Below are 21,465 nucleotides of genomic sequence, written 5' to 3'. Positions count from 1 at the left end.
CAGGGGGCCCGTCCTGTTTCAGGCCTTCGGGGGCCGCGCCTTCACGGCGGCCTGGATGCCCTCCAGGGCGCCCGGGTCCTCGATGGTGGTGAGGTCGCCCGGCTCGCGGTCCTCCGCCACCGCCTGGATGCTCCGGCGCAGCAGCTTGCCGGAGCGCGTCTTGGGCAGGTTCGCCACCACGTACACCGCCGCGGGGCGGGCCACGGCCCCCAGCGTGCGGCCCACCGTTTCCATCACCTCACGGGCAAGGGCGTCGCGGTCCTCCTCGCGGTGCAGGCGTGCGGGGTCCCTGGGCACGATGAAGGCCATCACCACCTGGCCCTTGAGCTCATCCTTCACCCCCACCACCGCCACCTCCGCGATGGCCGGGTGGCCGCTGATGGCCTCCTCGATCTCACGCGTGCCCAGCCGGTGGCCCGCCACGTTGATGACGTCGTCGGTGCGGCCCAGGATGAAGTAGTCCCCATCCTCGTCGCGCATGGCCCAGTCGAAGGTGTTGTAGAGGGGCGTGTCGAAGCTGGTGAAGTACGTGGAGACGAAGCGCGCGTCGTCGCCCCACACCGTGGACAGACACCCCGGTGGCAGCGGCGGCTCAATCACAAGCACGCCCTTCTGGTTCGGCGCTGTCACCTCCTCCCCGCTCAGCCCGTCCACCAGCTTCACCCGGTAGCCGTAGATGGCCGTGCCCGGTGAGCCCAGCTTGCGCTTGCGCGGCTCCAGCCCGGGGACGGGCCCCAGGATGGGCCAGCCCGTCTCCGTCTGCCAGTAGTTGTCCAGCACCTGCGTGGACGGCAGCGCGTCCGAAATCCATGCGTGCGTGGGCGCATCCAGCGGCTCACCCGCGAGGAACAGGTAGCGCAGGCTGGAGGTGTCGTGCCGCTTCAGGAACGCGGCGTCCTGCTTCTTCAGGATGCGGATGGCGGTGGGCGACGTGAACATCACGCTCACCTTGTAGTGCTCGATGAGGCGCCACCAGACGGCGGCGTCCGGCCGGATGGGCAGGCCCTCGTAGAGCACCGTCGTCATGCCGTTCAAGAGCGGGCCGTAGACGATGTACGAGTGGCCCACCACCCAGCCGATGTCGGAGGCGGTGAACATCGCCTCGCCGGGCTGGCCCGTGTAGATGTGGCGCATGGACGCGGCCAGCGCCACCGCGTAGCCGCCCGTGTCGCGCTGCACGCCCTTGGGCTTCCCGGTGGTGCCGGACGTGTAGAGGATGTAGCTGGGCTCCGAGGACTCCAGCCACTCCACCGGCACCTGGGCGCCCTCATGTCGCGCGCCCAGCGTGCCGAAGTCCACGTCGCGCCCCGGCGTGACGGGGCCGCCGGGCACGAGCCCCCGGTCCAGCACCAGCACGTGCGCGGGCGGATGCCGGGAGAGCGACAGGGCCTCATCCACCAGCGGCTTGTAGGGGATGACGCGGCCCGCGCGCATGCCCGCGTCCGCCGTCACCAGCAGGACGGGCTTCGCGTCGTCGATGCGCATGGCCAGGCTGTGCGCCGCGAAGCCGCCGAACACCACCGAGTGGATGACCCCCAGCCGCGCGCAGGCGAGCAGCACGAAGACAGCCTCCGGCACCATGGGCATGTAGACGATGACGCGGTCGCCGCGCTTCACGCCCAGCGAGCGCAGCATGGCCGCCGCGCGGTTCACCTCCGCGTGCAGCCGCGCGTAGGTGTACTGGCGGCGCTGGTCCGTTTCGGAGGATTCAAAGACGAGCGCCAGCTGGTCCGCGCGGGTGGCCAGGTGCCGGTCCACGGCGTTGTGGCACAGGTTGGTGCGACCGCCGACGAACCAGCGCGCGAAGGGAGGACGGGAGGCATCCAGTACTTCGTCGAAGGCCCGCTCCCAATCAATGAGGCGGGCCTGCTCCGCCCAGAACGCCTCCGGCGCTTCGATGGAGCGGCGGTAGAAGTCCAGATAGCGGCCCATGCGGACGCTCCTTCGGGAAGGGATGTCCCGGGACGATAGGGGCGGGCCCGCGCGGGTGGGAAGGACACCTTCCGGAAACGGCGCGGGAATAAACGCTGTGACGGTCGTAACCCCTTCAGCCATTTCCACTGAAGGAGTGCACACCATGAAGCGTTTCAATCAGGCCCTGGGCATGTCCGCCGCGCTGATGCTGCTCGCCGTCCCCGTGGCGTACGCGGGTTCGAAGACGGCGTTCCCCGTGAGCATCAACACCGCGAGCCGCACGGCGTACGGCGCGATGGGCACGGTTCGCAACAGCGCGGACGCCGTCCAGAGCATCTATTGCCGCACCTTCGCGGACACAGCGGCGGGAGAGTCCGTGCGGTGCTTCGCCACCAACGCCGCGGGGGTCAACGTGAGCTGCGTCTCGTTCTCGCCGGTGCTCGTGCGCAGCGTCCAGTCCGCCAGCGACTCGGCCTACCTCTACTTCGCCTGGGACGCGAGCGGCGTCTGCCAGACCATCGACGTGCTCAAGGGTTCGCACCTGGAGCCGAAGTCGCCGTAGTCCCGCCGCTTGCGTCACGCCCCCGGAGGCACCCGATGAAGACCTTCCTCCAGACACTCCTGTCACAGGTTCCGGGCATCGCGCTCGGCATCACCGGGGGCGTGGCGCTGACCTTCGCCACGCTGGAGTCCCGCGTGGAGCAGATGCTGGACGCGAAGCTGGAAGCCCACGCCCAGCACCTCCGCGTCCTCCTGCAATCCCGTCCCGCACCTCCCTCCGTGGTGATGCAGGCGCCGGACTCCCGCGAGGAGCTGCGGCTCATCCGCGAACAGCTCGCCGTGCTCGCGGCGAGGCAACCCGTGGCGGAGTCTTCCGCGGAGTCAGAGCAGGACCTGCGCCCCGCCCCTACCCCCGAACAGGTGGAGGCGTCCCGTCAGGGTCAGCAGGTCCTGGCGGACGCCATCACGCGGGGCCGCTGGACGGAGGATGATCAGCGGCGCTTCCACCAGGCCCTCCGCGCCGGAACGCGCGAGGAGTTCCAGGCCATGGAGCAGCGGCTGTCGCTGGCCATCAACAGCGGGCAGCTCCGGCCGACGCTCGGCGACGAGCGCTAGGACGCGGAACGACGCGCGTGCGTCCACTCCCGGCAAGCCACACGCCCCCGCCCCCTGGCACGCAAGCCGGGGGACGGGAGGTGTCACGGCGAAAACGGCTAGCGCGCCTGGGCGCCGCCGGCCTGGGCGGTGGCCTCGTTCAGGATGGTGTAGCCGCTGGCGGAGCCCTTCACGTCGATGCCGGAGAAGTGACGGTAGGGATAGGCACCGTCGCCGATCTGCTCCACCAGCTCCAGCGTGTCACCGGTGAGCTGCTGGCCGTTCACCAGGGTGGTGAAGGTCTTGCCCTTGAGGCTCATGCGCCAGTTGCAGGCGCCCTCCTCCGCCTGCGGCGCCGCGCTCTTGCGCACGGCGAACGGGAAGGGCAGGTGGTAGAAGTCGATGTTGGCGAAGCCCCAGGCCATGTACACGTTGCCCATCCAGTCCGTGAAGATGACGACGCGGGCCGCGGGCTCCTGGGTGCCGCCGCCCTGGTACACGCCGTCGCGGTACACGTTGACGCGGTAGCTGGAGCCGCCGGCCGTGCCGGTGAAGGCGGGCGCCAGGGTCAGCTGCGTCCCGGTCGAGTTCGGCGTGACGCTCAGCGTGCTGACCACCTGGTCCGTGTCGCGCGCGGCCAGCGAGAACCGGCCCTGGCCCTGGCCCAGGGTCATCCGCGTGGTCTGCTGCCAGCCTTGCGCGTCGGAGAACCGGCTGGCGACGCCGTCCGCCTGCGGGTTCACGAGCCCGGAGACCTGGAGCCCTTCCGCCGTGGCGGTCAGCTGCGCGGTGCCGGTGGCACAGCTCTGGATGCCATTGAACCGCGAGACACAGCCCTGCGCCTGCGACTCCTGCGTGTCCATGGGAGCCTGTGCGCCGTCGTCCGGTCCCTGGCAGCCCGCCAGGGTCAGGAACGCCGCCATCGCGAATGCCGTCTTCATCGTCCGCATGTCTTCGACCTCGAAAAGGGGGTGTGTTTCACCCGGGGGTGAAACACCGGGCACGAGACCTTCCGCGCCCGGCGGCCAGCGCTCCTGCACCCTCCGAGCCAGTAACCTGCGAAAACAAATGTTCCTGTTTACGCAGCAAAACGCGCTGACGCAGCAAGTCGCTGTAACCCCGTGTGCCACAAGTGTCTGGGTTTGTAGCGTGCGCCGTCACGGCGGGACGGCCCCGTGGGGGCTCCCACTGTTACGGGTCGGCTAGACTCGCCGCATGCACGCCGTCACTTCCGACCCCGCGGTCCTTCCGCCCCGGCTTCCCTCGGGGCTGCCCTGGGTGGGCCAGGGGCTGGAGTACCGGAAGGACCCGCTGGGCTTCTTCCTGCGCTACGCGGGCGCGGGCGCGGTGGTGCGGACCCGCTTCGTGGGGACGCCCATCTACCTGCTCAACACGTCGGACGCCATCGAGCACGTGCTGGTGAAGAACTTCCGCAACTACCCCAAGGACGCCTTCCAGAAGCGCGCCCTGGAGGCGGTGGTGGGCCAGGGGTTGTTCACCAGCCACGGGGACGTCTGGATGCGGCGGCGTCGGATGATGCAGCCGGCCTTCCACAAGAACCTGCTGGCCGCGCACGGGAGCGTGGCGGTGAGGGCCGCGAACACCTGGCTCGAGTCGCGGCGGGAGGGAGAGGTCTTCGACGCCTACACGGAGATGATGGCGCTGACGCTGGACGTGGTGGCGGGAACGCTCTTCGGCGCGAACCTCTCCGCGCGGGCGCGGGAGCTGGGACGGGCCATGGAGGCGGTGATGCTGCACGCCCAGTTCCTCTTCGACACGCCCCTCCCGCTGCCCGCCTGGGTGCCCACGCCAGGACAGCGGCGGTTCCAGGCCGCCCTGCGCACCCTGCACGCCGTCGTGGACGACGTGGTGGAGCGCCGGAGAAGGCAGGGGGCCCCCGGAGACGACCTGCTGGGCCTGCTGCTGGAGGCGCAGGCCGGGGAAGGCGAGCCCCTGACGGACGCGCAGCTGCGCGACGAATGTCTGACCTTGATGATCGCCGGCCATGAGACGACGGCCGCGGCGTTGGCGCTCAGTCTGTGGTTGCTGGCGCGCCACCCGGAGGCGGAGGCCGCGCTGCGGCGGGAGCTGGCCACGGTGCTGGGAGGCCGCGAGCCCACGGTGGCGGACCTGCCGTCGCTGCCGTTCTGCGAGCAGGTGGTGAAGGAGTCGCTGCGGCTGTATCCGCCCGCGTGGGGGATGAGCCGGGTGGCGGAGGCGGACGACCGGATGGACGGTGTCCTCGTCCCAGCCGGCACGGTGGTCGCGTGGTCACAGTGGGCGCTACACCGGGACGCGCGCCACTTCCCGGAGCCGGAGGCCTTCCGTCCCGAGCGCTGGGCGGACGGGCTGGAGCGGCGCCTCCCACGCTTCGCTTACTGTCCCTTCGGAGGAGGGCCCCGGCTCTGCATCGGCGCGGGCTCCGCGCTGATGGTGATCCGCCTGGTTCTGGCCACGGTGCTCCAGCGCTTCCACTTCGACGCCGCGCCAGGGCCCGCACCCGAGGTCCTCCCCGCCATCACCCTGCGTCCGAAGGGCGGCATCCCGCTCACGCCGAGGAAGGTGTCTCTTGGGGAGTGAACACTTCCCGCGCCGTCCATCCCGGGGACAGGCGATTTTCCGGCCCCGGACGCTTCCGGTTCCGGGGGGGCGGATCCACTTTTGGGGGTGAGGAGTCACACACCCCATGGATGCGGAAGGCACATCGGAGCTGGGGGCCGCGAAGGTTCCCCTCGTATCCACCCAGAAGCAGCAGCGCACGCGGCGCGCGCCCCGGAAGCTGAAGCCCTCGCGGCTCCAGGCCGTGGACTTCCGCTCCGTGGAGGAGCGCATGGACGCCGGCCGCGCCCTGCGCAAGCGCTGTCCCCGTGGCAGCCACGCCGCGTGGAAGCCCTTCCGCGGACGCGACCCGCTCGCGCAGCTCAAGGAGTCCGACGCCACACGGCTGCCGTGGCTGGTGCCCGTGCGCCATGAGCGCATGTCGGAGTCCCCCTTCGCCTTCCTGCGTGGCACGCCCCTCGTCATGGCGCGCGACCTGGCCCACACGCCGCACAGCGGCCTGCGCAGTCAAATCTGCGGCGACGCGCACCTGGCCAACTTCGGCCTGTTCGGCACGCCCGAGCGCAACCTCATCTTCGACCTCAACGACTTCGACGAGACGCTGCCCGGCCCCTTCGAATGGGACGTGAAGCGCCTGGCCGCCAGCTTCGTCATGGCGGCGAAGCAGAACGGCCTGGGCGCCCGCTGCGGGAAGAAGGCCGCGCGCAAAGCCGTGGAGTCCTACCGGCTCACCATGCGGGAGCTGACGACGAAGAGCCTGCTGGAGGTCTGGTCGCTCCACGTGGACGCGAAGGAGCTGAAGCACTCCGACTCCGAGGACACCGCGAAGCTCGCCGCGGAGGCCGTGGAGAAGGCGAAGCGCCACACCAGCGCGCACGCGGTGGAGAAGCTCACCGTGGAGCGCAACGGCCAGCGGCACCTGGCCTACCAGCCGCCCCTGCTCTTCCCGCTCACGGCGGTGAAGATGGACGTGTCGCAGTCGGAGCTGGAGCGGCGCATCAAGCGGCTCACGGTGGGCTACCTCGCGTCGCTGGACGGCGCGGTGCGCGACCTGTGCCTGCGCTACCAGCGCAAGGAGTGGGGCTTCAAGGTCGTGGGCGTGGGCAGCGTGGGGCTCCAGGCCTACGTCGTGCTGTGTGAAGGCAATGGCGGGGAGGACCCGCTGGTGTTGCAGCTCAAGGAGGCGAAGGCCTCCGTGCTGGAGCCCTACCTGGGCCCCAGCGAGTTCCACAGCGCGGGCGAGCGCGTGGTGGTGGGCCAGCGGCGCATGCAGGCCTTCTCTGACCTGTTCCTCGGCTGGACGGAGGTGGAGGGCATGGGCGCCTTCTACGTGCGCCAGCTGCGCGACATGAAGGGTGCGCTGGACGCGGAGAAGATGGACGCGCCCGTGTTCCAGGACTACGCGGACGCCTGTGGAGCCACCCTGGCCCGCGCCCATGCGCGCACTGGCGACGCCGCGCTCATCGCGGGATACCTGGGCACCAACACCCACTTCGATGAAGCCATCGCGGAGTTCGCCTGTGCCTATTCGGACCAGGTGGAGTCTGATTACGGTAACTTCATCGACGCGCAGGCGAAGGCGCTGGAAGCCCTGACGCACTGAACGGCTTCGTTGAAGTCGCCGCTCCCCAAGGCCAGGATGCCGCGCCTCTCGATTTTCCGGGAGGTGCCCTTGGGGAGTCCATGCGATTGGGTGTAGCCGTTTTCCTGCTGCTCCTGTCAGGGTGCGCGACCTCTCGCGTGGTCCACATCGATACCGGAAACGGTCAGAGGGTCGTCCACGAGGCGGAGGAGGTGGCCCCGGTCCAGGTGAGCGAGGACGCGTTCACGTCCGCCCTCACGCAGCTCATCCTCGACATGCGCATGGACGTTGCCTTCCGGGAGGCGGAAGCGGCGGACGCGCGAGGGTGGGTGCGCTCCAGGACGCTGCTCGCGTCCTCGGCGGGACTGGCGGACTCCGGCTCGGGGAGCTCACCGGAGTCGTTGTACGCGCGCCTCTGCCCCTCCGCGGATGACTGCCTCTCCCTGGTGGGCGGCACGGGGCTGACGTTCTCGCGCAAGGACCGCACGCTCATGGCCTTGTCCTTCGCGCTCGACAGCGTGTGGGAGGGCGTCGAGGCCGAGGTGGGCAAGCTGCTCAACCCGGCGGCCCTCAAGGCCATGGTGACGTCGGCCGCGCTGAGCCTGCTTCTCACCCTGACGCTGCCCGAGCCTGTCACCAAGGCCATCGCCGTGGCGCTGACGGCCGCCATGGTGGCCTACCTCGGCATCGTGCCCGTCTGGGAGATGGGCCGGGGCTTCGTGCGGCTCTGGGACGACGCGGGGACGGCGACGAGCGTCATCGAATTGCAGGACATCGGCCACCGCTTCGGAAAGGTGCTCGGCACGAATGGCACGCGCGTCCTGGTGCTCCTCGTCACGGCGGCGCTTGGCGGAAAGAATGCGATGGCGGCACAAGGGCCCCGGCTCCCGGGCTTCCCTCAGGCCGCGCTTCGAGGACAGGCCGAGGCGAGCTTCTCACTCGGGGCGGCGCTGAACGGGGGCGTGACGTCCATCTCGCTGCCCGCCGCGGGTGTGCTCAACGTGGCGCTCGCGCCAGGGGCCGCCGCGGCTCTCGCGATGTATTCGAACGGCCAGATTCCGGGTGATGCCGAAGGGCCCGTTCACCACATCTGCACGAACAAGAATCTGGTTTCGGCTGCGACAGGCGGTCCCTGGACGCCGTTGTGCGAAGAAATCTTCGCCCGGGCTGGGCTGTCCTTGGATGATGTCGCCAACAAAGTTCGTCTCGGCGGACATCAGGGGCCACACCCGCGCGGATACCATGAGGCGGTGTTGCGAAGACTGAATGATGCGCTAGGAAAATGCAGGAACAAAGACGCGTGCCGAAAGCTACTGGTCGAGGAGCTTGCAAAGATTGCAAATGACCTTCTGACGCCGGATTCCGGGCTTCGGCGTCTGATTGCTCCCAGCGAGGGTTGATGGATGTCTGACGACAACTTCTACGACATCGGGATTGCGGACGTTCATCAGTGGGTCCTGGAGTTGCCTGCTCCGGCATCTGGCGGTGAGTTGGATGACCCCTGGATGTTCGGGGACGGAAGGCGCCTGCCAGACCCCGGCCCCCTCGCGAGCAGACCTTTCCGTAAGGGGCCGCAGCGCTCCTTCTCGGTGGCGAACTCGGGGAGAACTCCTATCGGGGATGAGCAGGTTGCGAATGTCTTTCGCAGGCTGGCGCCCGATGACGTCCAGACGTTCCCCATCAAGATTGAAGGGACAGGCAAGCACCTCTATGTCATCAACGCGACCAAGTGCTTCAAATGTGTTGATGAAGAGAACTCCAAGGAGGTGCAAATCTATCCTCCAGACGGAGTTGCGCCTGAGAGAGTCGGAACGTACCGCGCAATTCATGGTCTGCGTATCGACCCTGCCAAGACAGAAGGAGCCCGGGTCTTCCGGATACAAGGCTATTCCTCCGCGCTGATCGTATCCGAGGAGATCAAGACGGCGCTTGAGGAGGTGGGGAACCTGGGAGTGTCATTCGAACGCGTGACGGGGCCGCACAATACCCACCCTGAGTGAGCAGCGCGTTACGCGACCGTGACGCCCCGTAAGACAACAGAGGCATGCGGGCAAGGTTGCTGGAGGAGCCTGCCGGATTACCAACGAACTTCTAACGCCGGGCTCTTCATTGCGCAGTCTCATCGTGAAAGTGGAGGGCTGAGGTGGAGCGTCACTTCTACTGGCTGGGTATCGCTGACGTACCGCAATGGGTGGTCATGACTCCTGCACCTACAGGCGGTGGTGAGTTCGATGAGCCTTGGATGTTCGCGGACGGTCGCGAGCTTCCAGACCCTGGGGCCATGAGAACCCAGATTTCACATCCGGGTGCAAAGCGCGCATTTGTGTTCTCCGTGATCGAGCAGGCCCCCATCGTCAGCGAAGCCGTCGCGAACGTCTTCAGGGCCATCGCGCCAGGCGATGTTCAACTGTTCCCGGTGTCGATAGAGGGAGAAGCCGAGCCGTACTTCGTCGTCAATGCGACCCGGATGATTGATTGCATCGACGAGGCACGATGCCGGGAGGTGCATCACCGTCCCCAGGACTCATTCCCTGAATACGAAGGGGAGTACCGCTGGATCTACGGCCTGCGGATCGACCCCTCGAAGGTCGGGGGCGCGCATGTCTTGCGCCCCAGGAAGTTCAAGACCGCGTTCATTGTCTCCGAAGAGATCAAGAGCGCGCTTGAGGAGGTCGGGAACCTGGGCGTGTCATTCGAGCGCGTGACGGGGCCGCGCGACACGTCCCCCGAGTGAGAAGCGCTGCCCCTGGAGCATGCCGCGGCACGGACGGATGCGCTCTTCCAGCCAGGCGCGCTCAGCCCGCCAGCCGTGCCCAGTCGTCCTCGTGGGTGAAGAGCCTCACGCCCAGGCGTGCGCAGACGTCCGCGTGCGCCTGGGAGACCAGGGGGGCCGTTGCAGTTGCCATTCCCCAAGGTCAGGATGCCGCGCCTCCGGATTTTCCGGGAGGCGCCCTCGGGGACTCCATGAGATGGGTCGTCGCTTTTTCTCTGCTGCTCCTGCTGTCAGGGTGTGCGACCTCCCGTGTCGTCCATCTCGATACCGGGAACGGTCAGCGGATTGCCCCAGTGTCTTGCTGGGGAAGTTGCTGGAGTCCACCACGCTGGCCCAGCAGGCCGCGAACAACACCAAGGAACAGTTCGCGAACTCGCCAGATCTTCGGGAAGAGATCATGAGTGCCATCATCGACGCGCTCGACGCGCATGCGCTGATGAGCAAGCAGGCGCTGGACTCCGAGAGCGTCCGGAATGGCATCAAGGACATCCTGCTCAACCACGCGATGCTGTGGGAGGCCCTGCGGTCCAAGGTGCGCACGGGTGGAGAGGACCCTCAGCGGTAGGTTCGCATGGGCCAGGACATGCGCTTGGAGCTCCGGATGCGGCTTCCATGGCTGGTGCTGTCCTTGTTCTGGGCGCTGGCCGGGTGTAGCGGTGCGACGAAGGTCGTCCGGCTCGACACGGAGCGCGGTGCGCCTGTCGTCCAGGTGCCCCGCGCGCCTGGAGCCGCCGGGCGCGTCTTGCTGGATGAGGAGGCCCTGAAGGATGCCGTGGCTCGGCTGGCGCGGGACATCCGTTTGTCGCCGCGTGCCCAGGAAGCCGCCCGGCGCCTGTTCGAGGTGGAGCCCCGGAGCGGTTCGTACCTGGTGGATGTGCAGCGCCGCCGCATCACCCCGCTCGGGCCCGGTGAGCACCTGTCCTCGGAGCAGACGCAGCCAGACGTGGAGCTGACCCGCGCCTACTTGCGCTGGTGCGGACGGACCGGACGGGCCGGTGACTGTCTGGGCCTTCTGAAGGAGAGCCCGGTCATCACGGGGGACGCGCGCTTCGCCCTGGCGCTCGCGCTGGCGAAGGGGGCGGTGCTGGAGGAGCTGTGGGACGCCGTGAAGGACATGGCGAATCCGGAGGCGCTGATGCAGGCCGCTCTATGGACGGCAGCCACCTACGCACTGCTCTGGACGGTACCGGAGCCCGCGACGAAGGGCGTCGCGGCGGTGCTCTCGGCGGGGCTCATCGCCTACGTGGGCATCGACACGTTCTGGGCGCTCATCCAGGGCTTCCGGCACCTGATGGCCGAGTCGGATGCGGCGCTGACGTTCGACGAGCTGCGCGGCGCGGGAGAGCGATTCGGCAAGGTGATGGGCCGGCAGGCGGCACGGGCCTTCGTGATGCTGGCGACGGCGGCCATCGGAAGCACGGGGGCGACGCTTGGGGCAAGGCTTCCGGGCCTGCCAGGGGCGGCCCAGGCCGCGGTCCGGGCCGAGGCGGAAGCCGGCGTGGTCTACGCGACCGTGGGACAGGTCGAGACGGTCGCCATCGCCGCGGACGGCTTCACGGTCGGCCTCGCGCCGGTCGCCGTGGCCATGTCCTCTCACGGTGCGGCAGGCGGCACTGGAACGCCCGGTTTGAAGGCGTGGAAGTCCTTCAGCGGTTTCAAGAAAGCGATGGGACCCGCGGGCAGCGGGAAACAATGGCACCACATCGTCGAGCAGACGCCCGGGAACGTGCAGCGCTTTGGACCCGATGCGCTTCACAATACCGAGAATGTCATCGCAATCGACGAGCAACTCCACAAGCTGGTCAGCTCATACTACTCGTCTAGACAGGCTGTCTCCGGAGGTCAGATCGTCCGAGAGTGGCTTCGGACGCAATCCTACGAGCAGCAGCGCGCATTTGGACTGCAGACCTTGAAGGATTTCGGAGCCATCCCATGAAAGCACGTGACCTCAAGGTGCTAGGGACAGAGGAGCTGATTGCGCGCTTTCGCGAGGTTTCAGCCAGACACGGCCATTTGTTGAACGCGCGCGACACTCGGGCTGCAAACAAGGACTACCTTCTCGCGGCAGCCGTCAGGAAAGAGCTGCGTACCCGTGGGCCCGATGCGGAGAAGCTCCTGCTGGTATTGCTGACCGATCCGGAGCCAGGGACGCGGTATTGGGCCGCGACGGCCGCCTTGGGCTTCGCTCCCAGCGAGGCAGAACGTGCGCTTGCCCTGTTGGCGGAGCCGCCGCCGACGCTGCTGAGTGTGAGTGCGGCGACGACCCTGCGCGCATGGAAGAACGGAACCCTTCCCCTGGAAGAGTAGAACCGCTCAGCCCGCCAGCCGTGCCCAGTCGTCCTCGTGGGTGAAGAGCCTGACGCCCAGGCGTGCGCAGACGTCCGCGTGCGCCTGGGCGGCGGGGCCTCCCACCCAGAGGGGCAGCCCCTTGGGCAGCGCGCCCTGGAGGCGCGTGAGCACGTCCTCGAACACCGTGGCGCCCCGGTTCATCACCGCCGACAGGCCCACCACGTCTGGCTTTGCTCGCGCCACCGTCTCGCTCAGGTCGTGCGCGGGCACGCGCTGCCCCAGCAGCGTCACGCGCATGCCCGCGTAGCGCAGCCGCAGCGCCGCGCCCAGCAGGCCAATCTCATGCTCCTCGTCCGGGAAGCACGCCAGCACCGCGTGCCTGCGCCCTCCCCGGGGCGCGCCATGCAGCAGGCTCACCAGCCGCTCGCGCACCACCTGCGTCACCAGGTGCTCCTGCGCCACCGACAGCGCTCCCGCGTGCCAGGCATCGCCCACCTCGCGCTGCACCGGCACCAGCACGTCCTCGAAGGCCTTCAGCGGCGGCAGCGCCGCCAGCACCTCGTCCAGGACGCGCGCGACGCGGGGCTGGTCATACGCCTCCGCCGCGGCCATCACCTCCGCGCGCCACTCCTCCGGCCGCGCCCCGAGCCGCTCCTCCGACCTGTCGGGGACCGGTGGGGGCGGCACGTCCAGCTCCGCGCGCAGCTGGGGCAGCAGCTTCGCCGCCTCGCTGATGGCCACGCCCTCGTCCGTCAGCGCCTTGAGCCGCCGGAGCAGCGCCACGTCGCGGTCGGTGTAGACGCGGTAGCCCGCAGGCGTGCGCTCGGGCACGAGCACCCCGTAGCGGCGCTCCCAGGCGCGGATGAGCTCCACGCGGACTCCCGACAGCTCCGCGGCGATGTGGATGCGATAGGTGCGCTCAGCCATGGTGTGCGTGCTTCAAGGTCGGTTCTGCGCGTTTCGCGCCTGTTGCCAGACAGCGATGAGCTCCTCCGTGGACTCCGCGTACTGCGCGCCCAGCGTGAAGAGGGTCTTCAAGTGCTCCCGCGCCCCCGGCCCGCCTATCACCACCGGCACGGGCGCGCACGCATGCATCGCATCGGACAGGACATGGACGAAGTCCTCCGCGTCCCGCCGGCGGATGAACGACAGCGCCACCACGTCCGGGCGCAGCTGCAGGCAGGCCCCGTGCAGCGCCTCCGCGGGCGTGTCCGCCCCCAGCAGCGTCACCCGCCAGCCCCGCGCCTTGAGGTGCACGCCCAGCGCCAGGAGCCCACCCTCGTGGTGATCCCTCGCCGGACAGGCCAGGAGCCCCCGGGGCCCCTCACCCACGCGCTCCATCCCCGCCAGCAACATGCGCAGCCGCTGCCGCACCAGCGCGGACGCCATGTGCTCGCGCGCCACGTCCAGGCGGGAGGCCATCTCCCGCAGCAGCGGAAGGAGGACGGTGTCGCAGTAGGTGGTGGCGTCCAGCCCCACCTGGGCCTCGGACAGGACCGCGTCCGCGGCTTCCGTGTCCAGCATCATCACCGCCGCCCAGAAGCGCTCCATCCGCCCCGACGCCGGAGGGACGGACCGCGCGGGTTCATCGCGCACCTGGGCGATGGCCTCGCTCACCGACAGGCCCTCCCCCATCAGCTTCGCCACCCGGCGGACGGCCTCCACCTCGTCGCGTGAATAGACGCGGTAGTTGTTCTCGCTGCGCTCCGGGCGCGGGAAGCCATAGCGGCGCTCCCAGGCGCGCAGCGTGGCCTCGCGGATGCCGGTGAGCCGGGCGATGGTGCGGATGCGCAGGCTCATGGGCCCAGACCTCGCGCGCGGTCCCAGCGCTCCGCCACGCCGCGTGCCCCCGCCATCTTTCGCGTGAAGCCCTCCAGGCCCGTCGCCTCGGAGACCCGCCGCACCACCGACTCCAGGCCGCTCTGGAAGCGCGCCAGCGGCCCGGCCTCGTGCGGCGTGCCGATCTCCAGCAGCACGTCCGGCCGCTCGTGTTCGAAGAAGGCGTAGCGGATGGCGACGGGCACGCACTCCGCCTTCGCCGCGCGGGCCAGCAGCTCCACGCCGCGCTCCAGCTGGAGCGGGAGGACGCCGAAGGGGCGGTGCTCCCCTTCCGGAAAGACACACACGGCCGCGTGCGGCTTGCGCAAGAGTTCCTTCGCGTACCGCAGCGAGGACAGCGACGACATCGCGTCCTGCTTGCGGATGCTGAACGCGCCCATCTTCGTGTGGAAGGGGTAGCGGCGCAGGTTCTCCTCGTCCATGAGGCAGTAGCCGTCCCAGCCCGCCACCTGGCAGAGCTGGTGCAGCACGAAGCCGTCCCACCAGTTGGTGTGGTTGAGGTACACGAGCCGGCCCACGCCGTCGGAGGGCAGCTCGCCGCGCACCCACAGGCCGCGGAACGTCGAGCGGACCTTCCACCCGATGTACCGGTCCACCGCCCACCCGAAGGGCCCACCCTTGGCCGCGCGGATCACGACGCCCGGGCCTCCTTGAGCCGCAGGAGCGCCGTGAACAGCGCGAGTCCCAGCGACACCAGGATGCTGGTGATGAGGAAGAAGAGGATCTCCTCCAGAGGCACGGCGCCCACGTACACGCCCACGTGGCGTCCCTCGCCGAAGTTCCAGATGCCGGTGGAGATGGCCAGGTGGTCCGCGACGGACAGGTACACGCCCACGACCAGCGCCGGGGGCAGCACCGCGCGCAGCACCTCGCCCGAGCGGGACTTGTAGTGGCTCACGAGCACCGCCAGCTGGAGGGCAATCACCGGCAGCGTCCACGCCAGCAGGTGGATGAGGTACGCCCAGCGCGTCTCCATCATGGCGACACCTCGCGAGGCTTCAGGGGCCGCTCCGCGCGGGCGGGCTCCTGCCCTGGCGATTCGGCTCGAGGCTTCCTGGTGAGCACGCGCTCCAGCCGGTCGCGCGCCCACAGGCCCACGAGCAGGGTCTGGAGGCCGAAGAAGAGGTACTCCTCCAGCGGCAGGTAGCCCAGCTTCACGCCCCAGATGCGATCCGGGTCGAAGCCCCACAGGCCCCACTTCACGGCCATGTTGTCCCACGGCGACGTGGCCGCGTAGACGATGACGAGCAGCGCGCCCAGGGGCGCGAGCCCCCGCCACGACAGCGTGCGGCGGTAGCGCACGAGCAGGAACAGGATGGGCAGCACGACGAAGATGCCCAGGAAGCGCGCGTAGGTCATCCCGGGCCTCCACTCCACCGCGGCGCCACCCGAATCATGCGTCCCCCGGCCTCCAGCGCGTAGGTATGGCCGCGCCAGGTCACCCGTCCCTGCCGCGTCAGCGAGGCCACGAAGGCCGCGAGCAGCAGCAGCTCACCCTGCACCCAGTCCGTCAGCGCGTGGCTCCTGTCCGCCTCCGCGGGAACGCGGCTCAGCGCGGCGAGGCGCAGGGACAGGAGCGTGCGCACGGCGACGAGGGCCGCCACCGCGAGCCACACGGCGGGCTCCTGGAGCCCCGCGGCCAGGAGCACCAGCGGCACGGTGGGCGTGAAGAGCAGCGGCACGGTGGGATACAGGCCGGGCCGGTGGCTCGCGAGCACCTGCATCCAGCGCGTGAAGCGCTCCAGGGGCACGCTCCAGGACGTCCCGTTGGCCACGGGCACCCACGCGGGCGCGGGGCTCAGCGCCACGTCCAGGCCGCGCGCGTGCAGCCGCTTCGCCAGCTCCAGGTCCTCGCCGATGTGGTCCGACAGTCCGGCCAGCTCCTCCACCGCGCGCGGTGACAGCCCGAGCGCCTTGCCGCACACGGCCTGCGCGCCCACGCTCATCGCATGCAGCGCGCGGAAGCTGTGATGCGTGTAGCGCAGCAGTCCCGCCATGGCGCGGCCGGCCGCGTCCATCGCGCCCACGGGCGTGGGGGCGGCGGTGCTCAAGGCGGCGCCCGCCACGAGCGGAGAGGCAAGGCCCTCCACCAGCGCGCCCGTCACCGCCACGTCCGCGTCCACCGCGAGCACCACGCGTCCGCGCACGTCCAGCGACTCCAGCGCGTAGAGCAGGTGGCCCACCTTGCGGTTGGGGCACACCGGGTCGCTCGGAAGCCAGCGCACGCCCTCCGCCAGCCGGGGCCGGTAGGGCGACAGCACCACCTGCTCCAGGGGTCCCGCGTAGTTGATGGGGAGCTCCAGGTTGTCCAGCTCCAGCGGCGTGGGCGCGTCCACGGGGCGCAGGAGCAGCACGGAAGGCAGCGAGCCTCCGGCCGTCACGGGAGCACGGCGGGACAGCCGCGCCAGGGCCACCGCGCTGAAGCCTCCGGCCAGCGCCGCCCACCCGAGCGTGAAGAAGCCGAGCGCGTTCATGCCGTCCGCCCCATGCGCGTGCGGAAGTGCGCCATCCAGCGGATGAACGGGGAATGGAAGCGGCGGAAGTCCGCCACCTCGCCCATCGTGTCCAGCGTGTCGCGCCTCGACTCCAGCCGCGCGTAGAAGGGCGACGACTCCAGCAGGCGCGGTTCGCCCACCGGTTCGTTGCCCGCGTGCAGCCTCGCGGGGACCCGCAGGCCCCAGCCCGTCAGGCTCGTGGGGTGCGCCACGGGGCTCGGGCCGCGCTCGCACACCACACCGTTCGGTCCCGCCATCATGCGCAGCGGCGCCACGCCGTCCGGCAGGTGGTAGTCCACCACCGTGTGGTTCGCGTGGTGCGTGCGCGCCCAGTGCCAGCCGGACAGCCGCGCGCCCAGCAGCTCCTGGCCGTGGTTCGTGTCGTGGTAGCCCAGCCCCTCGGCCTTCAGGTCCACCGAGGACACCTCCAGCGTCGCCTCCGACCTTGGCGCCAGCGCCTGCCAGTAGTGCGGCAGGCCCGGCATGAGCTGCACCTCCGTGCCCCGCCCCGTCATCGGCCGCAACGTCAGGCTGGCGCGCACCGGGCGGCCCCACGGCGCCGTCGCGTCGTCCACGTCCATGCGCACCGAGCCATCCACCGCGTGCGTCAACGTGGAGCGGCCGATGCGCAGCCGTCCCGGCCCCTGCAGCTCCACGCGCGGGTACTCGCTCAGCACCCACAACTTGCGCACACCCTGGTGGTAGAGCGCGAAGTTCACCGCGCTGTACGCCAGCGGATGCCCTCCGCGCCGCGCCGCCACCGAGTAGCGCGGCGAGAACAACGACCCCAGCATGAAGATGCACACCGCGCTGTACGGCCCGGCCGTCACGTCCGCGTAGAACCAGCGGTACGCCCCTGCCCTGTCCGGCAACGCGGGCAAGGCGCACGACTCCGCCGCGGCGGGCAGGACGCTCTGCGCGAGGACGGACTTCATGCGCCCTCCCGCAGGTGCGCGGACGCCATCTGCGCCGCGAACCGGCCCGACAACATCACCAGCGGCACCCCGCCGCCCGGATGCGTGCCGCCACCCGCGAAGAACAGCCCCGGCGTGCCGCCCCGGATGCGCGGCCTGCGGAACGGACCGAAGCGGCCGTGCGGCAGGAAGCCGTAGATGGAACCGCCCGGGGCCCCGCGCGCCGCCAGGTCCACCGGCGAGCGCTGGCCCACCACGCGCACGCGTCCCTTCAGCGCCGGGTAGTGACGCACGAGCTTCTCGAACATCTGCTCGCGCACGCGCTCCGCGCTGGACTCCCACTCGCGCCGCGCCTGCTCCGCCCGGCCCTCCTCCAGCGGCATGGCCGGCGCGTTCACCATCACGAACAGCCCCGTGCGGCCCAGCGGCGCCATGCCCGGGTCCGTGGCGGACGGGTTGCAGACATACACCGTGGGGTCCGCGGCGAGCTGGCCAGCGAAGAGCTCGTCGAACTCCTTCCGGTAGTCCCCGCCGAACATCACCGCGTGATGCGGAACCGCCGGCCGGCCCTCCGCCTCCAGCAGCAGCACGAAGCCGGACAGCGACAGCGGCTCCGACTCGCGGCGCAGCGACGCGAGCGGATCCGCGTTCACCACCACGCTGTCGAACACCTCGCCGACCGGCTCCACGCGGTAGCCCCCGGAGACGCGCTCGAAGCGGGCGCGCGTGTCCAGGTGCACCGTCACACCCAGCCGCCGCACCGCCTGCCCCAGCGCCTCCACCAGCGCGCCGATGCCGCCGCGCACGTGGTGCACGCCATACGCATGTTCGATGTGCGGGATGAGCGCGAACGCCGCGCTGGACGCGTACGGAGAGCCGCCCGCGTAGGTGGCGAAGCGGCCCACGTACTGCTGCAAGTGGTGCGTCTGGAAGTGCTTCGCAGCCAGCGCGTGCAGCGTGTCCAGCTTCATCCCCGCCAGCATCGCGCCGATGCCCCGGCGGGCCACGCGCGCCATGAAGCCGGCCATGCCCTCGAAGGGGGCCTCCAGGTAGGGCTCTCCCGCCGCGCGCCAGATGGCCGCGGCCTCCGCGTAGAAGGAGTGCACGCCCTTGCGCTCGATGGGGCGCAGCTCCGCGGCGCTCTCCGCCATGCGCTCCAGGTCCTTGTACGCCGTGAAGCCGCACCCGTCCGCGAAGTGGTAGGTGCACTGCGGCTCCAGCTCCGTGAACGGCGGCAGCAGGTCCAGCGCGCCCAGCTGCTCGAAGGTGCTCCGCACCAGCGCCGGCAACGTGAGCAGCGTGGGTCCCGTGTCCAGCGTGAGCCCCTCCACCATCACCGCCTGCGCCTTGCCGCCCAGGGACGGGCTGCCCTCGAACAGCGTCACCGCGTGCCCTTCCTTCGCCAGGAGGCCCGCGGCCGTCAGCCCGCCAATGCCGCCGCCAATCACCGCCACGCGCGAGGCCTTCATCGCGAGCCTCCCGTGCCCGTGGGCAGGAGCGGCACCACCGGCGAGGGCGGCAGCGCCAGCGGTGCTTCCGGCAACGCGGCCCGGGGCCGAAGGAACACGGTCGCCGTCAGCGCCAGCTTGCGCCCCGTCGTCGTGTGCGCCCGGCCGCTGAACACGTCGTCATCCCGCGCCTCGATGTCTCGCAGGATGTCGCCGTAGATGGCGCCCATCAGCCGCACCATGCGCTGGCTGCCGAAGCCGGTGAGGAAGCGCACGCCCGCCGCCGCCCGCGCGTAGTACGCCCGCGCGCGCTGGATCTGAAAGCGCATGAAGTCGCGCCACTTCGCGTCCACCCGGCCCGCGCGCAGGTCGTCCTCGGTGATGCCGAAGGCGCGCAGCTCCTCCGAGGGCAGGTACACCCGGCCGCGCTCCAGGTCCTCGCGCACGTCGCGCAGGATGTTGGTGAGCTGCATCGCGCGGCCCAGGTCCGCCGCCGGCTCCACCGCGCGAGCATCCTCGCAGCCCAGCACCGGCGTCAGCATCAACCCAACCACACCTGCAACCCGGTAGCAGTAGAGGTCCAGCTCCTCCCAGGTGTCATAGCGCTGCTTCGTCAGGTCCATCTCCATGCCGGAGATGAGGTCCTGGAAGGGCTGCTCGGGGATCCGGTAGTGGTGGATGGTGTGGCGCAGCGCCGCGAACTCGCTCGGGTCCCACGGCGACGGCGCCTCCGCGGAGGGCTGGCGCGCGGACGGCGGGCCCAGCTCCTGGGACGCCAGCTCCGGCAGCGACAGGTACACCTCCGCCACGCGCTCGCGCGCCCGGGCCAGCCGCGTCGCCAGGGACATGGGCGCTTCGCCCGGCAGCGCGCTCTCGCCCGCGTCCACCAGGTCGTCCAGCCGCCGGCAGAAGGCATACAGCGCGAAGGCCGCCTTCCGCCGCTGTCCGAAGAGCAGGTACGACGCGAAGAAGAAGCTCTTGGCGTGGTGGCGCGTGACGACCCGGGCGCGCTGATAGCCCTGGGCGATGAGCGCTGGATAAGCGGTGCCGCTCATGCCGCCACCTCCACCGCCGCCGGGGCGCCCTCGCGCGGCGACAGCGCCACGCCCTGCTTGTGCGCCCACGCCATCAGCCGCTCGGTGACGAGCCGCGCGGAGATGAGCACCGTGGGCAGGCCCGTGCCCGGCTGCGTGGAGGCCCCCACGAAGAAGAGGTTCTTCACGTTCGGGTCCACGTTGGCCGGACGGAAGGGGCCAATCTGGAAGAAGTTCTGCGCCAGCCCGAATGCGCTGCCGCGCGCCAGGTTGTACGTGCCCGCCCAGTCATCCGGGGTGAAGACGCGCTCCACCTCGATGTCCGCCTCCAGGTCCGGGTACCCCAGCTCCGCCAGGCGCTGGAACACCTTCGCGCGCACCTTGGGGCCCTCCACCTTCCAGTCCAGGTCCGCGTGCTGGTGCGGCACCGGCACCAGCACGTAGAGCGAGTCCTTCCCCTCCGGCGCCAGCGAGGGGTCCGTGCGCGTGGGCACGTTGACGTAGAAGCTGGGGTCCTCCGGCACGCGGAAGCGCTGGAAGATGTCCTCGAACGAGCCCGCGTAGTCCCGGCCGAACATCACGTTGTGATGCAAGAGGCCCGGCACCCGCTTCTTCATGCCCAGGTAGAGCATGTAGCCGCTGGAGGTGAAGCGAAGCTTCTCCCCGCGCTTGAACGGCGCGTCCTTCGGGTCGAGCAGCTTCTCGTACGCGTACGGCAGGTCCGCGTTGCACAGCACCGCGTCCGCGGCCACCACCTCGCCCCCGACAAGCCGCACGCCCGTAGTGCGCCCGCCTTCGGTGAGGATGCGCTCCACGGGACGGCCGTAGTGCAGCGTCACGCCCTCCTCGCGCGCCAGCCGCTCCAGCGCGAGGGGAATGGCATACAGGCCGCCCTTCGGGAACCAGATGCCCACGCCCAGTTCGGTGAAGGGCAGCAGGCCATACACCGCGGGCGACTCGAAGGGAGACACGCCCAGGTACATGGTCTGGAACGTCATCGCCGCGCGCAGCCGGTCGTCCTGGAAGTAGCGGCTGACGTCCGCGTACATGCGGCGGTGCGCGCGCGCCTTGAAGATCTTCGCCAGCACCCCGGGGGAGAAGTAGTCGCGCACGCCGTTGAAGTTGCGGCCCACGAAGTGGTCCAGGCTGATGCGGTACTGGTCGCGCCCCTGCGCCATGAAGGCCAGGTAGCGCTGGAAGCTGCCGGGCTCCACGCGCTCCAGCTCGCGGCCCATGGTGCACAGCTCGGACGTGAAGGTGACGTCGGAGCCGTCCCGGAAGTGCACCCGGTAGTTCGGGTCACAGCGGATGAGCGTGAGGTAGTCCTCGATGCGGCGGCCCAGCGCGCGGAAGGTCTCCTCGAACACCTCCGGCATGAGCACGATGGTGGGGCCCACGTCCCAGGTGAAGCCGTCCACCTGGAGCTGGTTGCACCGGCCGCCGGGGCCGTGCGTCTTCTCGAAGACCTGGACGTCGAAGCCCTGCCGCGCGAGCCTCGCCGCCGCGGCCAGTCCTCCCACCCC

General features: G+C 70.0%; 22 protein-coding genes. 10 read left to right on the top strand and 12 right to left on the bottom strand.

Annotated features, from left to right (window positions below; translation table 11 throughout):
- Nucleotides 1-18: 18 nt before the first annotated feature.
- The gene (locus tag D7W79_RS08400) at nt 19-2,055 is read right to left on the bottom strand and encodes a propionate--CoA ligase (protein WP_276375139.1); all 2,037 of its coding nucleotides are present in this window, start codon (nt 2,053-2,055) and stop codon (nt 19-21) included.
- Nucleotides 2,056-2,077: 22 nt separating this feature from the next.
- Here D7W79_RS08400 and D7W79_RS08395 point away from each other — a divergent pair, with 22 nt between their 5' ends.
- Both D7W79_RS08395 and D7W79_RS08390 read left to right on the top strand, forming a co-directional pair.
- A complete protein-coding gene (locus D7W79_RS08395; protein ID WP_120524821.1) occupies nt 2,078-2,476 on the top strand; it encodes a hypothetical protein in 399 nt (132 codons plus the stop codon).
- Nucleotides 2,477-2,511: 35 nt separating this feature from the next.
- Nucleotides 2,512-3,030 (top strand): hypothetical protein, encoded by a 519-nt coding sequence (locus D7W79_RS08390; protein WP_120524820.1) that lies wholly within the window; start codon nt 2,512-2,514, stop codon nt 3,028-3,030.
- A 98-nt stretch (nt 3,031-3,128) separates the two neighbouring features.
- Here the strand turns inward: D7W79_RS08390 and D7W79_RS08385 are convergent, their stop codons facing one another.
- Complete coding sequence (locus D7W79_RS08385; protein WP_147441847.1) at nt 3,129-3,950, bottom strand: hypothetical protein; 822 nt, start codon at nt 3,948-3,950, stop codon at nt 3,129-3,131.
- A gap of 274 nt (nt 3,951-4,224) precedes the next feature.
- Between D7W79_RS08385 and D7W79_RS08380 the strand changes: the two genes are divergently transcribed.
- The 8 genes from D7W79_RS08380 to D7W79_RS08345 all read left to right on the top strand — a co-directional run bounded on the left by D7W79_RS08380 (nt 4,225) and on the right by D7W79_RS08345 (nt 12,230).
- On the top strand, nt 4,225-5,589 hold the full coding sequence (locus D7W79_RS08380) for a cytochrome P450 (RefSeq protein ID WP_120524818.1): 1,365 nt from the start codon (nt 4,225-4,227) through the stop codon (nt 5,587-5,589).
- 106 nt (nt 5,590-5,695) lie between these two features.
- On the top strand, nt 5,696-7,171 hold the full coding sequence (locus tag D7W79_RS08375) for a DUF2252 domain-containing protein (RefSeq protein WP_120524817.1): 1,476 nt from the start codon (nt 5,696-5,698) through the stop codon (nt 7,169-7,171).
- 80 nt (nt 7,172-7,251) lie between these two features.
- Nucleotides 7,252-8,550 (top strand): AHH domain-containing protein, encoded by a 1,299-nt coding sequence (locus tag D7W79_RS08370; RefSeq protein WP_120524816.1) that lies wholly within the window; start codon nt 7,252-7,254, stop codon nt 8,548-8,550.
- A 3-nt stretch (nt 8,551-8,553) separates the two neighbouring features.
- Nucleotides 8,554-9,150: an imm11 family protein gene (locus D7W79_RS08365; RefSeq protein ID WP_120524815.1), complete on the top strand. Its 597-nt coding sequence runs from the start codon at nt 8,554-8,556 to the stop codon at nt 9,148-9,150.
- 143 nt (nt 9,151-9,293) lie between these two features.
- On the top strand, nt 9,294-9,884 hold the full coding sequence (locus D7W79_RS08360) for an imm11 family protein (protein WP_171437989.1): 591 nt from the start codon (nt 9,294-9,296) through the stop codon (nt 9,882-9,884).
- Nucleotides 9,885-10,221: 337 nt separating this feature from the next.
- The gene (locus tag D7W79_RS08355; RefSeq protein ID WP_208729669.1) at nt 10,222-10,488 is read left to right on the top strand and encodes a hypothetical protein; all 267 of its coding nucleotides are present in this window, start codon (nt 10,222-10,224) and stop codon (nt 10,486-10,488) included.
- 36 nt (nt 10,489-10,524) lie between these two features.
- Nucleotides 10,525-11,859 carry a SitA5 family polymorphic toxin gene (sitA5, locus tag D7W79_RS08350; protein ID WP_120524834.1) on the top strand — a complete coding sequence of 445 codons (1,335 nt, stop codon included), beginning with the start codon at nt 10,525-10,527 and terminating at the stop codon, nt 11,857-11,859.
- The gene (locus tag D7W79_RS08345) at nt 11,856-12,230 is read left to right on the top strand and encodes a DUF2019 domain-containing protein (protein ID WP_120524813.1); all 375 of its coding nucleotides are present in this window, start codon (nt 11,856-11,858) and stop codon (nt 12,228-12,230) included. The genes sitA5 and D7W79_RS08345 overlap by 4 nt, the downstream gene beginning before the upstream one ends.
- A gap of 6 nt (nt 12,231-12,236) precedes the next feature.
- On the opposite strand, the gene D7W79_RS08340 is transcribed toward D7W79_RS08345, so the two are convergent.
- The 10 genes from D7W79_RS08340 to D7W79_RS08295 all read right to left on the bottom strand — a co-directional run.
- Nucleotides 12,237-13,139: a MerR family transcriptional regulator gene (locus tag D7W79_RS08340; RefSeq protein WP_120524812.1), complete on the bottom strand. Its 903-nt coding sequence runs from the start codon at nt 13,137-13,139 to the stop codon at nt 12,237-12,239.
- Between the two features lie 12 nt (nt 13,140-13,151).
- Nucleotides 13,152-14,012, bottom strand: a complete 861-nt coding sequence (locus D7W79_RS08335; protein WP_120524811.1) for a MerR family transcriptional regulator — start codon at nt 14,010-14,012, stop codon at nt 13,152-13,154.
- Nucleotides 14,009-14,686: a lysophospholipid acyltransferase family protein gene (locus D7W79_RS08330; RefSeq protein WP_120524810.1), complete on the bottom strand. Its 678-nt coding sequence runs from the start codon at nt 14,684-14,686 to the stop codon at nt 14,009-14,011. Before D7W79_RS08330 ends, D7W79_RS08335 begins: the two co-directional genes overlap by 4 nt.
- Nucleotides 14,683-15,030 (bottom strand): lycopene cyclase domain-containing protein, encoded by a 348-nt coding sequence (locus tag D7W79_RS08325; protein WP_120524809.1) that lies wholly within the window; start codon nt 15,028-15,030, stop codon nt 14,683-14,685. The genes D7W79_RS08330 and D7W79_RS08325 overlap by 4 nt, the downstream gene beginning before the upstream one ends.
- Entirely contained in the window at nt 15,027-15,410 is a 384-nt protein-coding gene (locus D7W79_RS08320; protein WP_120524808.1) for a lycopene cyclase domain-containing protein, read from the bottom strand. The genes D7W79_RS08325 and D7W79_RS08320 overlap by 4 nt, the downstream gene beginning before the upstream one ends.
- Nucleotides 15,407-16,525 (bottom strand): glycosyltransferase family 2 protein, encoded by a 1,119-nt coding sequence (locus D7W79_RS08315; protein ID WP_120524807.1) that lies wholly within the window; start codon nt 16,523-16,525, stop codon nt 15,407-15,409. The genes D7W79_RS08320 and D7W79_RS08315 overlap by 4 nt, the downstream gene beginning before the upstream one ends.
- Complete coding sequence (locus D7W79_RS08310; protein ID WP_120524806.1) at nt 16,522-17,481, bottom strand: carotenoid 1,2-hydratase family protein; 960 nt, start codon at nt 17,479-17,481, stop codon at nt 16,522-16,524. Before D7W79_RS08310 ends, D7W79_RS08315 begins: the two co-directional genes overlap by 4 nt.
- Entirely contained in the window at nt 17,478-18,929 is a 1,452-nt protein-coding gene (locus D7W79_RS08305; RefSeq protein WP_120524805.1) for a phytoene desaturase family protein, read from the bottom strand. The genes D7W79_RS08310 and D7W79_RS08305 overlap by 4 nt, the downstream gene beginning before the upstream one ends.
- Entirely contained in the window at nt 18,926-19,963 is a 1,038-nt protein-coding gene (locus tag D7W79_RS08300; protein WP_120524804.1) for a phytoene/squalene synthase family protein, read from the bottom strand. The genes D7W79_RS08305 and D7W79_RS08300 overlap by 4 nt, the downstream gene beginning before the upstream one ends.
- The coding region (locus D7W79_RS08295) for a phytoene desaturase family protein (protein ID WP_120524803.1) at nt 19,960-21,465 on the bottom strand (1,506 nt) is incomplete at its 5' end. The genes D7W79_RS08300 and D7W79_RS08295, both read right to left, overlap by 4 nt.

This window comes from Corallococcus exercitus, from assembly GCF_003611585.1.
GTDB lineage: Bacteria > Myxococcota > Myxococcia > Myxococcales > Myxococcaceae > Corallococcus > Corallococcus exercitus.
This window is presented reverse-complemented; position numbering and strand designations above follow the sequence as displayed.